This is a genomic window from Pseudomonas sp. UMAB-08 (genome assembly GCF_900095225.1).
Taxonomy (GTDB): Bacteria; Pseudomonadota; Gammaproteobacteria; order Pseudomonadales; family Pseudomonadaceae; genus Aquipseudomonas.
The window spans coordinates 620,451-642,125 of sequence record NZ_LT607414.1 but is presented as its reverse complement, the minus strand read 5'-3'; the positions used below and the strand labels follow the sequence as shown (position 1 = coordinate 642,125).

At 57.3% G+C, this 21,675-nt stretch carries 15 protein-coding genes; 4 read left to right on the top strand and 11 right to left on the bottom strand.

Features of this window, described 5'->3' with window-relative positions; genetic code table 11:
* Nucleotides 1-2 precede the first annotated feature (2 nt).
* The 3 genes from K0F75_RS02735 to K0F75_RS02725 all read right to left on the bottom strand — a co-directional run bounded on the left by K0F75_RS02735 (nt 3) and on the right by K0F75_RS02725 (nt 3,304).
* Nucleotides 3-1,214, bottom strand: a complete 1,212-nt coding sequence (locus K0F75_RS02735; protein ID WP_219060218.1) for a NarK/NasA family nitrate transporter — start codon at nt 1,212-1,214, stop codon at nt 3-5.
* Nucleotides 1,215-1,502: 288 nt separating this feature from the next.
* The gene (locus K0F75_RS02730) at nt 1,503-2,078 is read right to left on the bottom strand and encodes an ANTAR domain-containing response regulator (protein ID WP_219060217.1); all 576 of its coding nucleotides are present in this window, start codon (nt 2,076-2,078) and stop codon (nt 1,503-1,505) included.
* 14 nt (nt 2,079-2,092) lie between these two features.
* Entirely contained in the window at nt 2,093-3,304 is a 1,212-nt protein-coding gene (locus tag K0F75_RS02725) for a CmpA/NrtA family ABC transporter substrate-binding protein (protein ID WP_219060216.1), read from the bottom strand.
* Between the two features lie 347 nt (nt 3,305-3,651).
* Between K0F75_RS02725 and K0F75_RS02720 the strand changes: the two genes are divergently transcribed.
* Nucleotides 3,652-4,686, top strand: a complete 1,035-nt coding sequence (locus tag K0F75_RS02720) for a quinone-dependent dihydroorotate dehydrogenase (protein ID WP_219060214.1) — start codon at nt 3,652-3,654, stop codon at nt 4,684-4,686.
* A gap of 113 nt (nt 4,687-4,799) precedes the next feature.
* Here K0F75_RS02720 and rmf read toward each other — a convergent pair whose 3' ends face one another.
* Complete coding sequence (gene rmf, locus K0F75_RS02715) at nt 4,800-5,015, bottom strand: ribosome modulation factor (RefSeq protein WP_080290409.1); 216 nt, start codon at nt 5,013-5,015, stop codon at nt 4,800-4,802.
* 579 nt (nt 5,016-5,594) lie between these two features.
* Between rmf and rlmKL the strand changes: the two genes are divergently transcribed.
* The gene (rlmKL, locus tag K0F75_RS02710) at nt 5,595-7,865 is read left to right on the top strand and encodes a bifunctional 23S rRNA (guanine(2069)-N(7))-methyltransferase RlmK/23S rRNA (guanine(2445)-N(2))-methyltransferase RlmL (protein ID WP_219060213.1); all 2,271 of its coding nucleotides are present in this window, start codon (nt 5,595-5,597) and stop codon (nt 7,863-7,865) included.
* Nucleotides 7,866-7,998: 133 nt separating this feature from the next.
* Complete coding sequence (locus K0F75_RS02705; protein ID WP_219060212.1) at nt 7,999-10,359, top strand: diguanylate cyclase; 2,361 nt, start codon at nt 7,999-8,001, stop codon at nt 10,357-10,359.
* Between the two features lie 90 nt (nt 10,360-10,449).
* Here the strand turns inward: K0F75_RS02705 and dacB are convergent, their stop codons facing one another.
* On the bottom strand, nt 10,450-11,916 hold the full coding sequence (gene dacB, locus K0F75_RS02700; RefSeq protein ID WP_219060211.1) for a D-alanyl-D-alanine carboxypeptidase/D-alanyl-D-alanine-endopeptidase: 1,467 nt from the start codon (nt 11,914-11,916) through the stop codon (nt 10,450-10,452).
* Nucleotides 11,917-12,255: 339 nt separating this feature from the next.
* Between dacB and K0F75_RS02695 the strand changes: the two genes are divergently transcribed.
* Nucleotides 12,256-12,600, top strand: coding sequence for a YggL family protein (locus K0F75_RS02695; RefSeq protein ID WP_219060210.1), 345 nt, complete (start codon nt 12,256-12,258; stop codon nt 12,598-12,600).
* A gap of 72 nt (nt 12,601-12,672) precedes the next feature.
* On the opposite strand, the gene K0F75_RS02690 is transcribed toward K0F75_RS02695, so the two are convergent.
* The 6 genes from K0F75_RS02690 to K0F75_RS25555 all read right to left on the bottom strand — a co-directional run.
* Nucleotides 12,673-15,627, bottom strand: a complete 2,955-nt coding sequence (locus tag K0F75_RS02690; RefSeq protein WP_219060209.1) for an HD domain-containing phosphohydrolase — start codon at nt 15,625-15,627, stop codon at nt 12,673-12,675.
* A 151-nt stretch (nt 15,628-15,778) separates the two neighbouring features.
* Nucleotides 15,779-16,249 (bottom strand): N-acetyltransferase, encoded by a 471-nt coding sequence (locus K0F75_RS02685; RefSeq protein ID WP_219060208.1) that lies wholly within the window; start codon nt 16,247-16,249, stop codon nt 15,779-15,781.
* Between the two features lie 40 nt (nt 16,250-16,289).
* A complete protein-coding gene (locus K0F75_RS02680; protein WP_219060207.1) occupies nt 16,290-19,925 on the bottom strand; it encodes a transporter substrate-binding domain-containing protein in 3,636 nt (1,211 codons plus the stop codon).
* Nucleotides 19,926-19,933: 8 nt separating this feature from the next.
* Nucleotides 19,934-20,560, bottom strand: a complete 627-nt coding sequence (locus K0F75_RS02675) for a response regulator transcription factor (RefSeq protein ID WP_219060206.1) — start codon at nt 20,558-20,560, stop codon at nt 19,934-19,936.
* 308 nt (nt 20,561-20,868) lie between these two features.
* The gene (locus tag K0F75_RS02670) at nt 20,869-21,273 is read right to left on the bottom strand and encodes a response regulator (RefSeq protein ID WP_219060205.1); all 405 of its coding nucleotides are present in this window, start codon (nt 21,271-21,273) and stop codon (nt 20,869-20,871) included.
* A 326-nt stretch (nt 21,274-21,599) separates the two neighbouring features.
* Nucleotides 21,600-21,675 (bottom strand): hypothetical protein (locus K0F75_RS25555; protein ID WP_257604249.1); only part of this gene is annotated, 76 nt, incomplete at its 5' end.

Genomic DNA, 21,675 nt, shown 5'->3' with positions numbered 1-21,675 from the left:
GGTTAAACCCGTGCCGCCGTCACTGCTGCCGAGCCCCATGTGGTTCTCCAGCGGCGTTTGACGTTATGCAGGCCGAACCAGGCCAATACGCCGAGGCTGGCGAACAGCCACAGACCCATTTGGTAATCGCCTGTGTTCTGCTTGATTGCACCCAGACCGGCTGCCAGGAGGAAACCACCCACGCCACCGGCCATGCCGATCAAGCCCGTCATCACACCGATTTCCTGACGAAAGCGCTGCGGTACCAGTTGGAATACTGCGCCGTTGCCGGCACCCAGGCCAAGCATTGCCGAAACGAACAGGGCCAGGGCAGCCCAAGAGCTGGGCAGGTTAAACCCGACAGCCGCAATACAGATGGCCGCCACTGCGTACATCCCCGACAAGGTACGAATCCCGCCGAACCGGTCCGCCAGAGCACCGCCCAGTGGGCGCATCATGCTGCCACCGAACACGCAGGCTGCCGTGTAATAACCTGCAGTCACCGGGCTCAGGCCGTATTGGTCGTTGAAATAGCCGGGCAGGGCGCTGGCCAGGCCAATAAAGCCGCCGAAGGTCACTGCGTAGAAGAACATGAACCACCAGGTGTCACGGTCGCCCAGGGCTTTCATGTAGTCAGCCATGGATTTGGTTTTTGCCCGTTGCGGCGAGTTGCGGGCCATCAATGTAAAAACGATCAGGACCAGGATCAGCGGAATCAGGGCGAAGCCGAACACGTTGGTCCAGCCAAAGGCCAAGGCCAGTGCAGGGGCGATCAGTGCGGCGAACACGGTGCCGGAGTTGCCTGCACCGGCAATGCCCATGGCCTTGCCTTGATGCTCTGCCGGGTACCATTGCGAGGCCAGCGGCAGGGCGACTGCGAACGCGGCGCCTGCCATGCCGAGGAATACCCCGAGCAGCAAGGCTTGCTCATAGCTGTGGATGCCCAGCTGCCAGGCCGCCAACAATGCACCAATGACGATCACTTGACCGATGATGCCCGCTGTCTTTGGCGACAACTTGTCAGCCAGCAGGCCCATGAGTACGCGCAGAAAAGCCCCGGCCAGAATCGGCGTCGCTACCATCAATCCGCGCTGCTGGGTGGTCAGGTGCAGATCGCCGGCGATCTGTACGGCCATTGGGCCGAGCAGGTACCAGACCATGAAACTCAGGTCGAAATACAGGAAGGCTGCGAACAGAGTCGGCTTATGGCCGGCTTTCCAGAAGCTTGTATTCATTGAACACCTCATCTGCAAAAAAGAGTTGTTGCTGAGTTCGAGCGCGGCTTGAAGCTCAACGGGGTAGGGACGTGCAGGTGGAGCATCCATATCCGGGGGCTCCACCAGCCCCAGGCGCTGGGGCCAAAACGCAAAAAACGCCGCAACCCGATTCGCGTTTGCGAGAGGGGTATGCGACGTCTTTGTCGTAAGTGGGGCAGCCGCCGTTGGCTACCTGTGTAATCTCTAAAGCAAAAGCCGGGCCATCATCAGAGGATTGCTCTCGCGCGACACGTGAGAGCGATCAATTCATCCCAGTAATTCACTCATGGCAATGATCTGCTCAGCCACCTGAATCAGCTTCTGCTGGCGGCTCATGGCTTGGCGGCGCATCAGGGTGTAGGCCTCTTCTTCTTTGCAGTCCTTCATCTTCATCAACAGGCCTTTGGCCAACTCGATGCGTTTTCGCTCCACCAATTGCTGGTCGCGTGCCTGTAATTGGGCACGCAGCGCTTGATCGCTCTCAAAACGGGCCATCGCCACGTCCAGGATCGGTTGCAGGCGTTGGGCATTGATACCTTCAACGATGTAGGCACTGACCCCGGATTTGATGGCCTGGCGCATGACGAGCGGGTCGTGCTCATCGGTGAACATCACGATAGGGCGCGGCAGATCGCGGGTGACCAGCACCACTTGCTCCATCACGTCTCGGCCGGGGGACTCGGTGTCGATCAAAATGACGTCGGGGCGCACGGCCTCTACCCGTGCAGGCAAGTCGATGGTCAGCCCAGACTCGTCGATCACCTCGAAACCGGCTTCGCTGAGTGCGGCCTTGAGGCGTCCGACTTTTTTTGCCGTGTCATTTATCAGCAGGATACGCAGCATGTTCGCGACTTCCTTCAGCGACTGACACGGGTGGGTACGGCATCGGCCAACGCGTGCAGCTTGAAGCTGTGTGCATAGGCTGTGGGATCGCTACCGTCCCAGACTTTGCCATCAATCAGCTGGCTGCTGCGCATGGCGGACTCAGGGACTGCAATGCCGAGAGCGGCCGCTGCCTGGCTGTACAGCTTCAGTTGCTGCACTTGCGTGGCGATCCCAAGGTAGTCAGGGTCTTCGCGCAACAGCCCCCAGCGCCGAAACTGGGTCATGAACCACATGCCGTCGGACAGGTAGGGCAGGTTGACTTCGCCCGCGCCGTGAAAGCGCACGGCGTGTGGGTCATGCCAGTGGTTGCCGAGACCGTCGGCATAATCCCCCATGAGGCGTGGTTCTATGCAATCCACCGGCGTATTGAGGTAATCGCTGCCGCTGAGCAATTGCGCGGTACTGCGCCGGTTTTCATCGTTTTGTTCAATAAAACGGCTGGCTTCCAGCACTGCCATGACCAGCGCCCGTGCAGTGTTGGGGTACTGCTCGACAAACTCACGCGTGCAGCCAAGTACTTTTTCCGGGTGATCGGGCCAGATCGCCTGCGTCGTCGCCAAGGTAAAGCCAAGGCCTTGATTCACCGCGCTGGCGCACCAGGGTTCGCCCACGCAGCAGCCGTCGATACGCCCGGCTTGCAGGTGCGCGACCATTTGTGGCGGCGGTACGACCACGCTATTGACGTCGTTCAGCGGGTGAATGCCTTGGCTCGCGAGCCAGTAATACAACCACATCGCATGTGTGCCGGTGGGGAAGGTCTGGGCAAACGTCAGTTTTGTACGGCTTTGGTGCACGTACCGATCGAGTGCCTCAGGACTGGTCACGTTCGCGTCCTGCAACGCTTTGGATAAGTTAATGCTTTGCCCGTTCTGGTTCAGGCCCATCAGCACCGCCATGTCGGTGCCCACGGAGCCGCTGATTCCCAATTGCACCGCATAAATCAGCCCGTAAAGGCTGTGAGCGGCGTCCAGTTCGCCACTGACCAGCTTGTCGCGCAGGTTGGCCCAGGACGATTGGCGTTTCAGGTTCAGGGTCAGGCCATAGGGCTGAGCAAACCCTTGGGTGGCGGCAACCACCAGTGGCGCGCAGTCGGTCAGGGCCATGAAGCCCAGGTCGATGGTGTTTTTTTCAGGCGCGTCGCTGCCCGCGACCCAGGCCAGAGTGTTGTTCGGTAGTGTGTTCATGCCGATTTATTCATGGTCAAAGCGCCATCCATAAAAAAGCGTCGCGCAGTCTTCCGCACAAGCAAAGACCGTCACGACGCCATTGTCCGATGCCTCGCTCCGCCGTTGGAGGGAGTGCTGATCAACGGTATCAAGCAAGGCATATGCCATGAGTGGGTTGCCGGGTGTGGGAGCAGGGGGACGCCTAGTTCTTGCCTGCGAAAGCGGTGGTACCGAATGGCGGTGACGAATGGCAGGGTGAAGACAGTTGCTCGTGTTGATCTGCTGCAGTTCGAACTCGCCTACAACCCCTCGGCCCGTCTATAATCGCTGCCCTGAATTCAGCCGCTCACGAGCCAATCCCGCCCATGTATAACCTGGCCCGCCAGTTATTGTTCAAACTTTCCCCGGAAACGTCCCATGACCTGTCGCTGGATTTGATCGGCGCCGGGGGGCGTTTGGGGCTCAATGGCTTGTTTACCAAGGCACCTGCGCAGTTGCCGGTAACGGTCATGGGCCTGAACTTCCCTAATCCGGTCGGGTTGGCAGCGGGGCTGGACAAAAATGGCACGGCGATCGATGGGTTTGCGCAGCTGGGCTTTGGTTTTGTCGAAGTCGGCACCGTGACCCCGCGCCCACAGCCGGGCAATCCGAAACCACGGATTTTTCGTCTGCCGCATGCCGAGGCCATCATCAACCGGATGGGTTTCAATAATCTGGGTGTCGATCACCTGATCAGCCGGGTACAGGCTGCCAAGTACCGCGGCATCCTCGGGATCAACATCGGCAAGAACTTCGATACCCCGGTAGAGCGCGCCGTGGACGACTACCTGATCTGTCTGGATAAGGTCTATGCCCATGCCAGCTACGTGACCGTGAATGTCAGTTCGCCGAACACGCCTGGCTTGCGCAGCTTGCAGTTCGGTGACTCGCTCAGGCAATTGCTCGAAGCCCTGCGCCTGCGTCAGGAGGACCTGGCGCAAAAACACGGCAGGCGCGTGCCGCTTGCCATCAAGATTGCGCCTGACATGACGGATGAAGAAATTGTGCAGGTCGCTGCTGCGCTGATTGAATCAGGCATGGATGCGGTGATTGCGACCAACACCACGCTCAGTCGCAAAGGTGTTGAAGGGTTGCCCCATGCGGACGAAGCTGGTGGCCTGTCGGGCGCGCCGGTTCGTGAAAAGAGTACCCATACGGTCAGAGTGCTGGCGGGTGAATTGGCCGGGCGGTTGCCGATCATTGCGGCGGGCGGGATCACAGAAGGCAAGCACGCGGCTGAGAAGATCGCCGCAGGTGCGAGTCTGGTGCAGATCTACTCGGGCTTTATTTATAAAGGACCGGCGTTGATTCGCCAGTCGGTTGATGCGATAGCGGGGATGTCGCCCCGGCACAGTGCATAAAAAAGGGGTTCCTTGACGGAACCCCTTGGGCTTTAGCCCGCCGCCCGGGTGGGGCGTGCATGGTTTAGGTCATCTTTCAAACATTTAAAAAAACTTGATCGGAATGTACCTGATTAGCCGACCGCGTGAAGTTCGTTGAGTCTGTGGATACCCGCAGTGCCGGTCATACCGTCCCAGTTGTCGCCGCGTCCTTCTCGCCAGCCATTGATCCAGGCTTGGCGTACCGACGGTAGAGTAAAGGGGCAAAGCTCACGGGATTTGCCATGAACACCAAATTGATATCCGCGTAAAAATGCTCTTTCCAACGGATCACGCTTAAGTCTTCTCATAGGGTGTTGCCCTCGTTTGTTGACTGTAATGTCCCTGAGGACCTCATGTTGAGGTCGGGCAGAATCTTCTGCCGTTGGTACCCGCTGCCGGCGTCGCGGGCTTGGTGTTGTCATCGTTGCGGTGACAACCTGTGGTGAGTTCTAACCAATGCGCTTGGCTCTGTGAATGATCGTTTTGTCATAAGAACGTAACTATTGGCGTGGTAATGCCATAAGCAGCACATTCATTCGCAGGGATTTTTTACCACAGCCCCCCTGACCTGAGGCTTTGAATGAAGGCTGACGCGGTTTTTCAAACGCGAATGATGGCGGATTGCTTTCAGCCGTAAAACGACGAAGGGTCGGGATGTGACTTTTTATTACAACGATCTTTAGCCTAAATGGGCGATGATCGAACGATCAATTGTCTTTTGGCCGCCAAGCTGATGGACTGACTGCTGCATCGACGCAACGCGCCGATGACGGTGGACCGGCACAATATGTGTGCCACGCAGGCGCTCTCCAAGAAAGGCGCTTGTTTAAAATCTGGTCGGGCAATGCGTTGCCCCGCCGCTTATCGCTTAAGGCCCTGGATTACCCATGTCGGACCGTTACGAACTCTTTCTTACCTGCCCCAAGGGCCTCGAAGGTTTGCTCGCTGAGGAAGCCACCGGGCTTGGCCTTGAGGAGACCCGCGAACACACCTCGGCCATTCGTGGCATGGGCGACATGGAGACGGCCTATCGGCTGTGCCTCTGGTCGCGACTGGCCAACCGCGTGTTGCTGGTGCTCAAGCGGTTCCCGATGAAAGATGCCGAGGACCTGTACCACGGTGTACTCGATGTCGAATGGGAAGATCACCTCGACGCTGAAGGCAGTCTCGCGGTGGAGTTCAGCGGTAACGGTTCGGGGATCGACAACACTCACTTCGGTGCGCTGAAGGTCAAGGATGCGATCGTCGATAAACTGCGTACCCCGTCGGGTCTGCGTCCTTCTGTCGATAAGCTCAATCCGGACTTGCGCGTTCACCTGCGCCTGGACCGCGGCGAAGCGATTCTGTCATTGGACCTGTCTGGTCACAGCTTGCACCAACGCGGTTATCGCTTGCAGCAGGGCGCGGCACCGTTGAAAGAAAACCTGGCGGCAGCGATTCTGGTGCGGGCCGGCTGGCCGCGCATCGCTGCCCAAGGCGGCGCGCTGACAGACCCGATGTGTGGCGTCGGTACCTTCCTGGTGGAAGGGGCGATGATGGCTGCGGATATCGCACCAAACCTCAAGCGCGAACGCTGGGGTTTTTCGGCCTGGCTCGGGCACGTCCCTGCCTTGTGGAAGAAGCTGCACGACGAGGCGCAGGCGCGGGCCGATATCGGTCTGGCCAAGCCGCCGCTGTGGATTCGCGGTTATGAAGCCGATCCACGCCTGATTCAGCCCGCCCGCAACAACATTGAACGCGCTGGCATGAGTGAGTGGGTCAAGGTGTATCAGGGCGAAGTCGCGACGTTTGAGCCGCGTCCGGATCAGAACCAGAAAGGGTTGGTCATCTGTAACCCTCCTTACGGCGAACGTCTGGGTGATGAGGCGAGCTTGCTCTATCTCTACCAGAACCTCGGCGAACGTCTGCGTCAGGCGTGCCTGAACTGGGAAGCGGCGGTGTTCACCGGCGCGCCGGATCTGGGCAAGCGCATGGGTATTCGCAGCCACAAGCAATATGCCTTCTGGAACGGCGCCTTGCCGTGCAAATTATTGCTGATCAAGGTGCAGCCGGATCAGTTCGTCACCGGCGAGCGCCGCACACCTGAGCAGCGTCAAATTGAGCGTGAGCAGGTCGAGGCGGATGTATCGGTTGAAGTCGAAGCGCCCGGCAAGTACGAAAAGTACAACAAGAACGGCAATCCTATTCGCAAACCTGAACCGGTCATTGAACAGGCACGGTTGAGTGAAGGCGGGCAGATGTTTGCCAACCGCTTGCAGAAAAATCTCAAATTGCTGGGCAAGTGGGTCCGTCGTGAAGGCATCGATTGCTATCGGGTCTACGATGCCGACATGCCCGAGTACGCGTTGGCTATTGATCTGTACCACGATTGGGTTCACGTTCAGGAATACGCAGCGCCCAAGACTATCGATCCGGAAAAGGCGTCGGCCCGTCTGTTCGATGCGCTGGCAGCGATTCCCCAGGCGTTGAATATCGACAAGAGCCGGGTGGTGATCAAGCGCCGTGAGCGCCAGAGCGGCACCAAGCAGTATGAACGCCAGAGCGCACAAGGACAGTTCCTCGAGGTCAACGAAGGCGGCGTCAAGCTGCTGGTGAACCTGACCGACTATCTGGATACCGGGCTTTTCCTCGATCACCGGCCGATGCGCATGCGTATTCAGCGTGAGGCAGCGGGCAAGCGCTTCCTGAACTTGTACGCCTACACGGGGACCGCGAGTGTCCATGCGGCAAAGGGCGGCGCACGTACAACCACCAGTGTCGATCTGTCCAAGACCTACCTGGATTGGGCACGGCGCAACCTGTCACTCAACGGTTTCTCTGACAAGAACCGTCTGGAACAGGGCGACGTCATGGCGTGGCTGGAAGCAAGTCGTGACGAGTACGACCTGATTTTCATCGATCCGCCGACGTTCTCCAACTCCAAGCGCATGGAAGGGATCTTCGACGTGCAGCGTGATCAGGTGCAGTTGCTGGATCTGGCGATGGCGCGACTGGCCCCGGGCGGCGTGTTGTACTTCTCCAACAACTTCCGCAAGTTCCAGCTCGACGAAAACCTCGGCGAGCGCTATGCGGTCGAAGAAATTACCGCACAAACCGTTGACCCGGACTTTGCTCGCAACAGCAAGATCCACCGGGCCTGGCGTATTACGGCTCGCTGAACCCGCGATGTCCCACCCCTGACTTAATTAGTTAGGGGTGGGACGCAAGTGGGGCTAGGCAAGCTAGTGGCAAATAGCTATAACTGAGCCATGGCCACGGTTGCACCACAACGTTGGCGTATGAGTTCTGCTTATGTCGCCAAACAGCATTCGATCCAGAATTCTCGGCTTGATCCACGAAGACGCGCTTGCGCCGTCCGCAGCGACCCTGGCTTTTGCGGCAGGCGCTGTGCTGACCGCGATGCTCGTGTCGGCCAGCGCCGATATGCACCAACGCCGACTTGATCAGCGTTTCAATCTGTTGGCCAGCGAACGCTTCAGTCGCATTCAGGAGCGCTTCGACGATCAAGTCCAGCGCCTGGATGGCCTTCGCCGCTTCTTCGTCTTTTCCGACCAGATCACTCAAGCGGAATTCGATGGTTATGCGGCGCCTTTACTGGCGCTGACGCAGGCGTATTCCTGGGCGCCAAGGGTCTTTGGCGCAGAGCGCTCGCAGTTTGAGGCGCACGCGCACGCACAAGGGCTGACCGACTTCACCGTTCGCGAGCTGAACCCCAGCGGTGAGCTAAAGCCAGCTGTTGATCGCCCTGAGTACTTTCCGGTCCTGTATACCCAATCCAGAAGCACAGAGCCGCTGCCGCTGGGTTTTGATGTGATGTCTGAAAGCATTCGCCGAACCACGCTTGAGCGTGCCTTGCAGCGGGGCAGCATGGCCGTGTCGCCACGGATGGATCTGGTGGGGCTTGAGCCCGCGAATACCAGTGGTCTATTGCTGGTGGCGCCCGTGCTGTTATCGGTGGTCGATGGCGGAGCGAAGAAGCAGGCATTGTCTGGGTACGTGATGGCGGTGATCGGCCTGCGCACATTGATGTCCGAAGGGTTGCCCGCCCAGGATCGCGACAACCTGGCGCTGCAGCTGTTCGACCTTTCTTCACCAGAGCAGCCCGGGCTGCTGTATCAGTCGGCAAACCAAACGGTGGAAAGCAACCTGCGCATCAGTACGCTGTTGAGCATGGCTGACCGACGTTACCTGCTGGAACTTCGTCCATCCGCTGCTTTTGTTGCTGCCAACCAGTCCTCGTCGACCAGCGTGATTGTGTTGGGGGGGTTACTGAGTCTGATCCTCAGCGCGTTGCTGTATAGCCTGGTCAATCAGCGTCAGCGCGCCTTACTGCTGGTCGAGCGGCGTACGGCCGAGTTGCGCAGCGTGCTAAACGCTGCGACTCAGGTGGCGATCATTGCGACGAATCTGCGCGGCGTCATCAGTACCTTCAACGTGGGTGCACAAAGGATGCTCGGCTACAGCGGCGATCAAGTACTGGGGCAGTTCACGTTGGGGGATCTGCACCTTGGCACCGAGCTTTTGGCCCACGGCGAGCAGTTGAGCCGGCGTTATGGTCGCGAGGTGCCCACTGCCGAGGCGATGTTGGTCGAAGCGATGGAGGAGGGTACTCATCCTGCACGGGAATGGACACTGGTGCGTCGCGACGGCAGCTCTCTGGTGGTCAATATGCTGGTCACTGCGGTGCGCGATGAACGCCAGCAATGGGTGGGTTACCTTGCAATCTGCATCGATGTCACTGAAGGCAAACGCGCTCATCAAGCCTTGGCTGCGCGCGATCAATTGCTGGAAAAGCTCAGTGCGCAGGTGCCCGGAGGGATTTATCAATACCAACTGAACAGCGATGGCAGTTCCTTTTTTACTTACGCCAACAGCGGCATGTGGCGGATTTACGAGCTGCCTCATGATTTAAAGCAGCAAGGTGTCGAGGCAGTGCTCGATCGGATCCACCCCATGGATCTGCAGCGAATCAAGAAGTCGATCTGCTATTCCGCCGAGCACCTGACGCCGTGGCGTGAGGAGTATCGCGTTGAACTGCCACGCCAGGGCCAGCGCTGGTTGCAGGGCGAGGCGATGCCTGAGCGATTACCCGACGGCGGGGTGCTGTGGCATGGTTTTATCTCCGATATTTCTGACTTGAAGCGTGTTGAGGATGAACTGCGCGCGCTGTCAGTGACGGACGTGCTGACGGGCGTGTACAACCGTCGTTATTTTCAGGAGCGGCTCAAGGCCGAACTCTCTCGGGTTCACCGGCATGGTGGGGAGTTGTCGGTGATCATGCTCGACATCGATCACTTCAAGCGCATCAACGATCAATTCGGTCATGCGATGGGCGACCATGTGCTGCAAGGGCTTTGTCAGCGGATCAATCAGCGCTTGAGGCAAGATGATGTGTTCTGTCGGCTAGGAGGCGAGGAGTTCATGGTGTTGTGTCCCAATGCTACTGGGGAAAACGCGCATGCGCTCGCACTTGAGTTGTGGCAGGTGTTGCGGGGGGAGCCCATTGAGGGTGTGGGCGTGGTGACGGCGAGTTTCGGTGTTGCCAGCTGGCGACCTGTTGAAGGCGGTGATTCACTATTGCTACGGGCAGACTCGGGCGTTTATGCCGCCAAACAGGCTGGGCGTGATCGCGTCGAACCCGAGTTGTCATGAGGCAAAACAGTTGTGTCGCGTGATACGCCACCTTCACGCAGGCAAGCCTGCGTGAAGGTGCGGGGGCGTCCGAGCGACGCGGTATCAGGATTACTGTTGCAGCGAAATGGCAGTGTTGACCAGCTTCGGTTGGCGATACAGGTCGAGCAGGACTTCATCGAGCACCGAAGATGTGCCGCCTACGCGTGAGTCATTGAGGATCGCGACCACCGCCCAGGTATTGCCGTTGATGTCGCGGCTGAAACCGGCAATTGCGCGAACGGTATTCAGTGTGCCGGTCTTGATGTGCGCTTCACCCCTCATCTGTGTAGTTTTGAGGCGCTTGCGCATGGTGCCGTCCATGCCCGCCAGCGGCAGAGAGCTCATGAATTCCGCTGCGTAGGGGCTGCGCCAGGCAGCTTGCAGCAAGGTCGCCATTTCACGTGCGCTGACCCGTTCGGCGCGCGACAGGCCCGAGCCATTCTCCATCACCAGGTGCGGCGCAGTGATGCCCTTCTTGGCCAGCCACTGACGAACCACGCGTTGCGCGGCTTTGGCATCATCGCCGTCTGCTTCATTGCGGAACTTCGCGCCAAGGCTCAGGAACAGTTGCTGAGCCATGGTGTTGTTGCTGAATTTGTTGATGTCACGAATGATTTCCGCCAGATCCGGGGAAAACGCTTTGGCCAGCAGCTTGGCGTTACCGGGCACGATATCGACCCGGTCCTTGCCCAGAATGGTGCCGCCCAGTTCCTGCCAGATTGCGCGTACCGCGCCCGCTGCATAGGTTGGATGGTCCAGTAGCGACAAATAGGTCTGCGAGTTGCAGCCTTCGCCCAACTGACCGTTGACCACCACAGTAATGCTGCCATCGGCCTGGGTTACCGGGTTGTAGCGCATGTCTCCGGTGCATTTGTTCGAGGCCAGCGCCTTGACCTGATTATCGATGTGAATGCTGGCAATCGGTGGCTCTACAGACACCAGCACTTTGCCGGAGTCGTTGCGCGCGACAAAGCGCAAGGCCTTGAGGTTAATCATCAGTGAGTCGGGCTTGACCAGGAATGGCTTGTTCTCATCATTGCCGTCGTCGTTGAACACCGGCAATTGCGGCTGGATGAAATGGCTGCGGTCCAGGACCAGATCGCCAGTCACCTGTTGCACACCATTGGCACGCAGGTCACGCATCAGAAGCCAGAGTTTTTCCATGTTGAGCTTGGGATCACCGCCACCCTTGAGGTAGAGGTTGCCATGCAACACGCCATTGTTCAGGGTGCCGTCAGTGAAAAATTCGGTTTTCCATTGATGCGTAGGGCCGAGCATTTCCAGCGCCGCATAGGTGGTGACCAGTTTCATGGTCGACGCCGGGTTGACTGAGACATCGGCATTGAACACAGTCGGGGTGCCGGGACCATTGAGCGGCAGCATCACCAAGGACAAGGCATCATTCTGCAGTTTGGCGGCTTTGAGGGCTTGTTGAACCTTGGGCGGCAGCGAGGTGTTGATGGGGGCCGCAATGACAGGCATCGCCAAGGGCAAAAAAAGGCCGGCGAAAAACAAGTGACGTAAAGATTTGATCATGTGAAATAAAACCCTGCTATTGAGGAGGGGAAAAATGGAGGGCATGGATGGATTCCCTCGTTCATCGCAACATCGACCGGAATGAAAGCGGCGATTAAATACCCTGTTTCACCGACAGATGAATGGTCGGTACTTAAAAAGGTTCGATATTGAGCGGCATTATGCCCCAAGCGCGGGTGACTTGCGCCGTGGCATAGCCGTCCAACCGGCTATTTTTTACCGTTGATGGGTTATTTTGCTGTGGCGGGCCCTACGGCACGCAAACATTGGCACGGAGGCGGGCATTTAATAGCCCGAACTGGTAAAGTGCCGCCCGTTATTACTTATGAGGATTGTTCCATGGCCACTAACCGTTCCCGCCGTCTGCGCAAAAAACTCTGCGTGGATGAATTCCAGGAGCTGGGTTTTGAGCTGAACCTGGACTTCAAACAAGACCTGGACGATCAGGCTATTGATGCCTTCCTCGACGCTTTCCTGACAGATGCCATGGAAGCCAACGGTTTGAACTATGTTGGCGGCGATGACTTCGGTCTGGTTTGCTTGAGCAAACGTGGTTCGGTCAACGAAGAGCAGCGTGTCAAGGTCGAAGCCTGGCTGAAAAGCCGCAGCGAACTGACAGAATTGACCGTCAGCCCGTTGATCGACGTGTGGTACCCGGAAAAGTCGATCAATCCGGTAGTTTGATGGTGTAAGAAGAGGCAGGCTTCAGGGCCTGCTTTTTTCGCCGAGTGCAACGCTCTGGCGCTGATGTCCCGTTTATCCCTGTGTGCTCAATCCGGCTTTCGCCAAAATACTGCTTTTGTCGACGGCATCGATTTGTTGCGGCTGCAGAAAATCAGAGGCGTAGTGCTGATAGATTTCCGTCTGGACAAACAACTGAAACAGTTCCGGGTCGATATGCGCATCGCGACACATCTGCGCCATGATCGTGAGTGCTTCGCTCAGGCTTTTGCCTTTTTTATACGGTCGATCGGCCGCTGTCAGGGCTTCGAAAATGTCAGCGATGGCCATCATTCGCGCTGCCAGACTCATTTCGTCGCGTTTCAATCGTTTCGGGTAACCCGTGCCGTCCATTTTTTCGTGATGGCCGCCAGCGATTTCGGCGACCCCCTGCAGATGGCTGGGGAAGGGTAGGCGGCTCAGCATCAGAATGGTCTGCACCATATGGTGGTTGATGACGTAGCGTTCCTCACGAGTCAAGGTGCCCCGGGTGATGCTCAGGTTGTACAACTCGCCTCGGTTGAATTTGTACTGTGGAACCTCAAGCTTGAAGCCCCAGCGGTTGTCGGCGGGGATATTTTCGGCCGCCGCCCGTTCGAACAAATGCTCAGACCGGTCAGCCAGCAGAGGTTCGCTGGCAGGCAAGTCCGGTGACGGGCTTCGGGCCTGGCGTTTGTTTTCTTCCCAGGACACGCCGATCCGGTCGTCCAGCGTACGCATCCAGGTCCGTGCAGCAATCGTCTGCAAATGTTCTAAATCTGAATCGGCCATGGCTTCGCTGCCCAGATTGCAGACGGCGACAAACCTGAAATCATCATCCAGTTCGTTGAGCTGAGTATCGCGGGCAGCGGCCAATGACACTTCGTCGCCGTCCTGCGCTTTGGCTTTCCAGTAGTCGACCCAGGCGTCGCGTTTCAGTACTTCGAAGCGGGTGCGGACTTCATGGATGCGGTCGTACAAGGTTTCCAGCTTGGTGGCCTTGTCCACGACATACTCGGGCGTGGTGACCTTGCCGCAGTCGTGTAGCCAGGCAGCAATATGCAAGGTCTCCCATTCGTCCTCGGTCGGCTGGTAATTACGAAAAGCCGGTTGTTGGCTGGCGGCGGCCGCGCGAGCAAGCATGAACGTAAGTACCGGCACGCGCTGGCAGTGGCCGCCGGTGTAAGGGCTTTTGGCGTCGATGGCACCCGCGATAATCTGGATGAAAGCGTCCAGCAGCATTTTTTGTCTGGCTTGCAGGCGCTGGCTTTCGATGCATAGGGCCGCTGCGCCGGAGACTGCCTGGATGAACGCAATACGATCAGGGCTGAGCTTTTCAAGATCGGTCTCGGTGCCAGTATCCGTATGTATGAGGGTGAGGACGCCGATGGTTTCCCCTCGCTGATTACTCAATCGGATGCCCAGCAGGTGTATCCGCGGCGCCTCCAGCGCGCTCATCAGGCTTTGTAAATCGAGTGCCTGATCAAAGCCAAGCGCGACCACGCAGTGGTCTTTTTTCATGGCGAGGTCTTGCAGCCAGACGGGCGTCTCACTGGCTTGCGGGTCGTGAGTGGCGATGCTGTATTGCTGCGGGTCGTGTTTGACACCCTTGACGATCAGGCCCTGGGGTTCAAGGTGCCCGCTGTCACTGTCGAGCAAATAAATCAGCCCTGCCTGTGCCTGATTGATATTGACGGTTTCGAACAGAACACGTTCCAGCAGTGTCTCAAAGCGGGTTTCGGCCGACAGGCTGGCCGTGATCTCGAGAAAGCTGGCCAGTGTTTCCTTCATGCGGGCCATGGACAGTGAAAGTTGATCGACCTCCAGCACCCATGATCGATGGCTGGTCGGATGTTTGAAGTCGAAGCTGCGAATCGCATCCGCTTCGCTGACCAGCGCCCGTAAGGGTTTGACCATGATTCGCGACATCAGCCAGCCGAGTGGAAGACACAGCAACAACGTGGTCAATGTCACCAGCGCCCCTTCCCAGCGCAGGCGCAGGGCGTCGGCCAGCAATTCGTCTTCCGGCACTAACAGCGCCAACTTCAGCCCCTGCGGGCCCCCTTCCTGCAGGGTGCTTTGGGCCACGACCCATGAGCGCTTTCCTACGTTCAAGTGGTTGTTGGCGTCAACGCCATTGTCGAGCAGGCGAGCGAGGGCCGGGCTCAGGTCACGTGCCTTTGCCAGGTGTGCAGTGCCGCTTTCTACTATCAGTTTTGAGCTGTCTTGGTAGGCCACGGCATTTCCGCTGGCATCGAAGAGCACGACTTCGGTGCCTGCGGTGACCTGATGCTTGGCCAGTGTCGACGACAGGGACGCGAGTGTCAGGTCGGCAGCGATCACTGTGCCGTCGCTGCTGCGACGAGCAAGCGTGGTGCCCACGTTGCGACTGGAGAAAAATACGTAGGGCGCTGTGGTGATCTGATCGGTGTCGCTAAGCGCGCTCTTGAACCACACGCGTTGACGCGGATCGTAATGTTCATTGAGGTTGTCGCGGTGGCTGATCAGGGCCAGTGAATCGTCGAAAAAAAGTGATTGAGAGCGCAGGCTGTCGTTGACGTGTTCAATGCTCCAAACCTGATAAGCCGCCTTGGCAGGCGCTTTGAAATAGCGTTTCAGGGTATCGCTGCGCAAGGGGCGGACCATGAAGAAATCGCCGTTCGCATACCCGATATACAGCGACGCCAGATTCGGGTTGTCCCGCAACGATTGAGAAAACGGTTTGAGCAGCGGCAGCCGCTGCTCCAGCGTGCTGTACTGATGTGCGTCGTAGACCGCCAGCAGGCTGAGCAGGCTGTGGATAGGCTGATAGGTGCGCTGTAAATCGACTTGCACATCCTGGGCAATATTGCTGAAAAGCTTCTCACTGCTCGACAGGATTATCTGTGACGTTTGCAGGTAGTTGAAAATGCCCAGCACGACGCCTGTGAGCAGGAGCAATACGGTGAACATGACGCTGATATGCACATGCAGAGGATAGCGGCGTTGATTGGGCCACGGATGACTGGGCATCGCAAATCTCTCCATAGTCGTGCGGTGCATTGCTCGTGACTCCAGCATAGCCAAGGCTTGCTGGAGTTGCTGAGTGACGAGGTGCTTTCTTTGCGACGTAAAAAAGGAGGATATCGCTAGAGTAGTGGCTATTCGATACCTTGCCTGCCGTTCAGTCCAGACGTTTGCCCAGGGTTATTTCGTACGGATCAAGTCCGCACATGCCGTAGAGCCCAAGCCCTGCTTTGTTTTGCGCGAATACATTCAACTCGATACGTTTTACCCCGTTGGCGCGTGCCCAGCGTTCGACCTGTTCCAGTGCTTTTTTTCCGTGGCCACACCGCCGTGCTTGAGGGTGGATCTCGAGGTCATAAATGAAGAGCTTCTTGATCCCGTAGGCCGAATCAATTCCGAACCACAACACCCCAACGTCTTCACCTGATGAGGCTCTCAAGCTGAATAGGTGATGGCCGGAGGTATTTAGCCCGTCTGGCAGCAACTCGTTAAAGCCCTCAGTAGCTTGCTCCAGCGCGAGGCTGGGCGTTAGCCCGTAAGTCTGCTCAATGTCTTGTGCATAACCTGCAATCGAGTGAGCCGCGAAGGTTTTAAGTTGTTCCTCGCTCATCGTGATCAAGCGCACCATTTGGTTGTAAGCCTGTGTGATTGAGTGGGCTGCTGCTGACTCATGTACCGTCAACCTGTTGTGCGCGCAACGCGGTTTCAAGCTCGATCATTGCGGCGTCGATTGCCTGATGACGCGCCGTGATGACCTCGGCCGACGCTGCTTCGTTGCAGGCATCTTCCAGCGCCTCGCAGTGTTCGATCACTTCGCTGGCCTGGATGATTCGGGCTGCGCCTTTGATTTTATGGGCCATGTCGCTAAGGCTCTGCCGATTGCCACTTTCCATGGTTGCCGCGAGCTCCTTGCGGTCTTCCTGACTGCTGAGAAGCAACTGAGCGAGCAAGCGTTGAATCATTTCCGGACGTCCGCCGGTCAACATGTTCAAGCCGTCAACGCTGAAGGCAGCAAAAATATTTTGTCGCGGACGCTGGGGCAGGGGATTTACTTTTGCCAACTCTTCATGGAGCGCGGTCAGGCTAATGGGTTTGAACAGGCAGGCGTCCATCCCGGCATTTCGGCAGCGCAGGAACTCTTCGGGTTGCGCATTGGCCGTGAACCCGAAAATGGTGCAGCGAGGGCGTGATTTTTCCTGCTCATGGGCGCGGATCGCGCGGGTCAAGTCGTAGCCATTCATGATGGGCATGTTGCAGTCGGCAATGATCAGATCGAAATGGCCGTCCAGCCAGATTTTCAAGCCGGCAGCGCCTTGCTCTGCGGCTTCATAGCGATAACCCAGGAAGCCGAGTTGTTGGCACAGCAAGAGCCGGTTGGCGGGGTGATCGTCGACCACCAGGATATTCAATGGGGTACTGATATTGGGGCGGAGTTCAATAGGTTGCTCGATGACCTGGGTCTGCTCCAGCGTCGTCAGGGTCAACTCAACCTGAACGTGTGTGCCTTTTCCTGGCTGGCTGCTCAGGGTCAAGTGGCCCCCCATCATTTCACACAGACTGCGGCATATGACCAGACCCAGGCCTGCACCGCTTCGTGCCAGTTGGCCGGAGTTATCGGCTTGGGCAAAAGGCTCGAACAGCCGCTGCTGATCTTCTTCACTGATGCCGATGCCGCTGTCCTGGATCCCCATAGTCAGGTGCAGTTGTTGCGAGTCAGGGGTGTCATCGATGCGCAGGCTGATCTTGATTTGGCCCTGCTCGGTGAACTTGATCGCGTTGCTGATCAGGTTGGAAATAATCTGCTTGAAGCGCAGCGGGTCGAGCAGCACGTCGGCGTTGATACCACTGTCGAAGTCCAGTAACAGGGTCAGGCTTTTTTGGCGGGCCAGACCATCGAAAACGCGCACCACCGACTCCACCAGTTCCCGCAGATTGGCCCGTTCGGGGCTCAGGCTGAGGCGACCGGATTCGATCCTGGCAATATCGAGAATATCCCCGATCAGCTCCAGCAGGTCTCGGGCCGAGTTGTAGGCGACCTCAATGGCTGGACGATCAAGATGTCCTTGGTCTGCGCGTTTGAGGGCCAGTTCGAGCATGCCGATCACGGCGTTCATCGGTGTACGGATTTCGTGACTCATGGTCGCCAGAAACGTACTTTTGGCGCGGTTGGCATCATCGGCCAAGTCCTTGGCGGCATGCAGATCTTCGATCAGTTGGCGTCGCTCGCTGATGTCGATCCAGCCACCAATAATGCCTTGCACCTCACCCAGCGAGTCCCTGAAGGGCAGGGTCCAGTGGTAAATGGTCAGGAAGCGATCACCGATCTGCAGCGCGCGATCAAGAATCAGCGGTGTGCCATCGGCCATTACCCGTTGGTAGTCGGCGGCATATTCCCGGGCCTCAAGCGTACTGCTCAGTACGCCGTCCATGACACTTTTGCCAATGACGTCTTCGCGTCGGGTCGAGAAGGCCTCCAGATAGCTGTCATTGCAGGTTTGCAGCAGGCCGTCACGGTCGCGAACGTAGATGGGGTGAGGCGTGCCATTGAGCAGGACGCGCATGAACTCGAACTGGTCATTCAGGGCGCGCTCTGCCGTTTCACGCTGTTTTATCTGGCGGCGCATGTAGGCGTTCCAGGCCAGCGAGCCCAGCAACAACAGCCCGGTGCCGAACACGATCTGATAAATCAGCTGATGGTAATTGCGCCAGTAACCCGTCCCTTGTGGGGTATAGGTTCGCCAACGGTTGTTGATCACGGCCAGGTCTTCCGGGGCGATGCTCAATAATGCTTTATCCAGGATCGAACTCAGCTCTGTGGCATTCCGAGCGGTTGCCATGGAGATGCGAGCCTGATCGTCGCCGACGGTGTCACTCATCTGTAATTTGTCGTCGAACAGCTGCGAGGACAGGAAATAGTTGGCACTGGGGAGTGAGGTGATTGCGCTTTGAACCTGTCCCTGGGCCAGCATGTCCAGCGCCCGGAAGGGGTTGTCCGTCTCCACCAGGGTTATGTGTGGGTACTCGCGCTGAAGGTAGGGCATGGTCGGGCTGCCCCGGCTAACGGCCAGGCGCTTGCCTGCAAGCTGATCCAGATGGGTCGGACTGGAAGGTTCTGTGCTGGTCACCAGAACAAAAGAGGTGTCCAGATAAGGGCGGCTGAAGCTGAGTTGGCTTTCTCGCTCGTTACTGGGAATCATCGCGCCAATCAAGTCGGCCTGTCCCTCAATGACTTGCTTCATCATTTCGGTCATGCCCTGAACGCGTTTGATCTCGAAATTCAGGCCTGTGCGCAGGCGGACCAGCTCAAGCAGGTCGGCTGTAATCCCGCGGAAGTTGCCGTTAGCGTCCAGAAACGTCAACGGCGCGTACGCCTCGTTGATGACGACGCGCACCACCGGATGCTGGGTAATCCAGCGCTCTTCGCGCTGGGTCAATTGCAACTTTTGATCGGTGAGCAGCACGTCGCTGCCAGCGCTCCAGCGTTTGGAAATGCTGACCCGTTCATCAATAGGGATGGCTTTCAGTGTCTTGTTGACCACATCGAGCAGTTGGGTGTCATCGCTGCGCACGGCGAAGCTGAAACCGTCAGCCTCATGTTTCCCGAAATTGGCCATCTGCACGTTGCTCAGATAGCGCTTGTTGATCAGGTAGTGGGTCGAAATGGTATCGCCAAGGAATACGTCTGCCTGGTTGAATGCCACCGCGTTTATTGCGCTTTGAAAGGAGGGGTACGTCTGAAGGGCCGCGTTCGGGTAGAGCGCTTTGACCTCCTCCAGCGGCAGATAGTGGTAAACCATGCTCAAGCGCAAGCCGGCCAAGCCCTCGGTGAGTGGACGGGTTTCCCCCACTCGGGTTACCAGCACGGGCTGATCCACGGCATAGGGCGCCGACAGAGTGATGTTCTTGCCCTTGGCCTCGAAACCATTGGCGCTGCCGAGAAGGTCGATCTGCCCCTCAGCCAGGGCTTGAATGGCCGCGTCCCGGGATTCGAAGCGCTGGACCTTGATCGGCGTGTCCAGAGCGTAAGCAAGAATGCCTGCGTAGTCGGCGGTAAATCCCTCGTAATCGTGACCCGTGCTGGTCATGTCAAAAGGCGGGTAATCCGGGGCTGAAGTGCCCAGCCTCAATTCACGTTTGTTTTGCAGCCACTGCCATTGAGCCCGGTCCAGCCGGGTTTCCATATGGCTGGGGCTGGAACGGCTGAGCAACGTGTAGTTTTGGGACGCAAGCTCGGCCGCCTGCACATTCATGCTCAAGCAAGCGCCTGCCCCTAGCCTTAAATAATCCATTAAACGCTTCGACATCCGATATCTCACACTAGCGCATTGCGTTTTGCCATCTCGATAAGTTCTACCAAGGTTTTTGCCCTGAGCTTCTGCATGAGCCGAGTCTTGTAGGTGCTGACAGTCTTATTGCTGAGAAACATGCCTTTGGCAATTTCTTTGTTGGTTCTGCCTTGTGCGAATAGTTGCAGCACCATCAGTTCTCGGTCATTGACCAGTTTGAAGAGCTCGATTTCAGAAGGAGGACCGTCTGCGCGAGAAGCAGGATTCAGGGCCTGGCTTGGAAAGTAATTGTAGCCGGATAATACGGCCTTCACCGAACTTAGCAGTTCACTCAGGTCTTCTTGTTTGCACACATAACCTGCGGCCCCCGATTGCATGCAGCGGATGGCGAATAAATTGGGGGTCTGTGCAGTGAGTACCAGGATTTTTGACGGTAAGTTCATCGCGTTGAAGCGGGCCAGTACTTCCAGGCCGTCCAGCTTGGGAATGCTGATGTCGAGGATGATCAGGTCGGGCGTGCATTCGCGGACCATTTGCATGGCATCCACACCGTTGTCCGTTTCGCCAACGACATCGTAATTTTCATTTTCCAGTAGCATGCGTACCGCGAGGCGAATAACGGGGTGGTCGTCGACAATAAAAACCGAGTTCATAATTCTATTCCATACAAGCAGTGAAGAAAGCGCGCACCTTAGCTCAGATGTTCAGGCAGGCACATGAACCGATAGGGCTGCCAAGTGGATATAGGAAAGTTCCTACAGGAATTAACGTATTAGCGTACGTAAATGTCCAAAGATCATCAGGCGACGTTTAAAATGATGAATAATTCAACTGTGTAGATTGGCTATTAGTGTGTGCGCTGTTTATAGCGTTTCGGAATTACCCTACAGTGAATTCAGGGCTTGCTTACACGATGGCAACTTGTTTATTCACTGGCTTCAAACGGATGTTTATTCGGTGTTTAAGCTTTTTCGCAAAAGCCGCTCGCGGCGAGCAATTCAGTCAGGGCCTGGACATCCAAGGGCTTGCTCAAGCATCCCAGGAGCGGCAGTTGGCGTTTATCTGCACTGCGTTCCAACGCGTCCAGTTGCTCTTGGCTCAAACCACTGAGCACGACCGCCCGGTGAATCAGGCCTCGCTGGCTTGCCAGATCTATCAGCTCAAGGCCCAGCATATCGGGCAGGCATTGATCACATAGCAGCACGTCGAAGGGCTCTGTTGCTGCTTCCATTGCCGCCAGCGCTTCAGCCGCGGTCAGCACCGGGGTCAGTCGGTAATAGCCTTGATTGTTCAGCAGTATCTGGGTGGCAATCAATTGGAAAGGATGATCTTCCACCAATAAAATTCGCAGATTATTTTTTGACATCAGGATCTTCCGGGCAAAAGCGACGGCGCCACATGCGCAAATCAAACCTGCGGGGCAGGGTCACGCTCACTCAAGAGCGCCCCCGACAGGGAACAGCCTGGATTTGAGCCGAAGGTGCCAAGTGGCCTCAGGTTGATAGGTGTTCTCGCCAGCAATGGCCAAGAACTGGAGCCGAATTATTCGGCAGCCCGGCATCTCAAGCGATAGGGCTTTTCTGTTCTGAGCGTAGGCTCCCTCTTTAATTACAACGCGGGCGGGCATACCGCAGATCTGCAGCCAGATGAGTGACCGGGCGTTCACTCATCTGGTCATGGGGGTTGCAGGCGTTAAACCGGGCTTGAGAGACCGGTCATTTCTCGGGCCATCTCGCTGGCATAGCTGTCGGTCATGCCAGCGATGAAA

Excerpts from the sequence above, each read along its gene's own strand:
- K0F75_RS02705 (WP_219060212.1), top strand. The coding sequence starts at position 7,999 with ATGTCGCCAAACAGCATTCGATCCAGAATTCTCGGCTTGATCCACGAA.
- K0F75_RS02670 (WP_219060205.1), bottom strand. The coding sequence starts at position 21,273 with ATGTCAAAAAATAATCTGCGAATTTTATTGGTGGAAGATCATCCTTTC.
- K0F75_RS02725 (WP_219060216.1), bottom strand. The coding sequence starts at position 3,304 with ATGAACACACTACCGAACAACACTCTGGCCTGGGTCGCGGGCAGCGAC.
- rmf (WP_080290409.1), bottom strand. The coding sequence starts at position 5,015 with ATGAGAAGACTTAAGCGTGATCCGTTGGAAAGAGCATTTTTACGCGGA.
- K0F75_RS02690 (WP_219060209.1), bottom strand. The coding sequence starts at position 15,627 with ATGCCCAGTCATCCGTGGCCCAATCAACGCCGCTATCCTCTGCATGTG.
- K0F75_RS02695 (WP_219060210.1), top strand. The coding sequence starts at position 12,256 with ATGGCCACTAACCGTTCCCGCCGTCTGCGCAAAAAACTCTGCGTGGAT.
- rlmKL (WP_219060213.1), top strand. The coding sequence starts at position 5,595 with ATGTCGGACCGTTACGAACTCTTTCTTACCTGCCCCAAGGGCCTCGAA.
- K0F75_RS02730 (WP_219060217.1), bottom strand. The coding sequence starts at position 2,078 with ATGCTGCGTATCCTGCTGATAAATGACACGGCAAAAAAAGTCGGACGC.
- K0F75_RS02720 (WP_219060214.1), top strand. The coding sequence starts at position 3,652 with ATGTATAACCTGGCCCGCCAGTTATTGTTCAAACTTTCCCCGGAAACG.
- K0F75_RS02680 (WP_219060207.1), bottom strand. The coding sequence starts at position 19,925 with ATGTCGAAGCGTTTAATGGATTATTTAAGGCTAGGGGCAGGCGCTTGC.
- K0F75_RS02675 (WP_219060206.1), bottom strand. The coding sequence starts at position 20,560 with ATGAACTCGGTTTTTATTGTCGACGACCACCCCGTTATTCGCCTCGCG.
- dacB (WP_219060211.1), bottom strand. The coding sequence starts at position 11,916 with ATGATCAAATCTTTACGTCACTTGTTTTTCGCCGGCCTTTTTTTGCCC.
- K0F75_RS02685 (WP_219060208.1), bottom strand. The coding sequence starts at position 16,249 with ATGGTGCGCTTGATCACGATGAGCGAGGAACAACTTAAAACCTTCGCG.
- K0F75_RS02735 (WP_219060218.1), bottom strand. The coding sequence starts at position 1,214 with ATGAATACAAGCTTCTGGAAAGCCGGCCATAAGCCGACTCTGTTCGCA.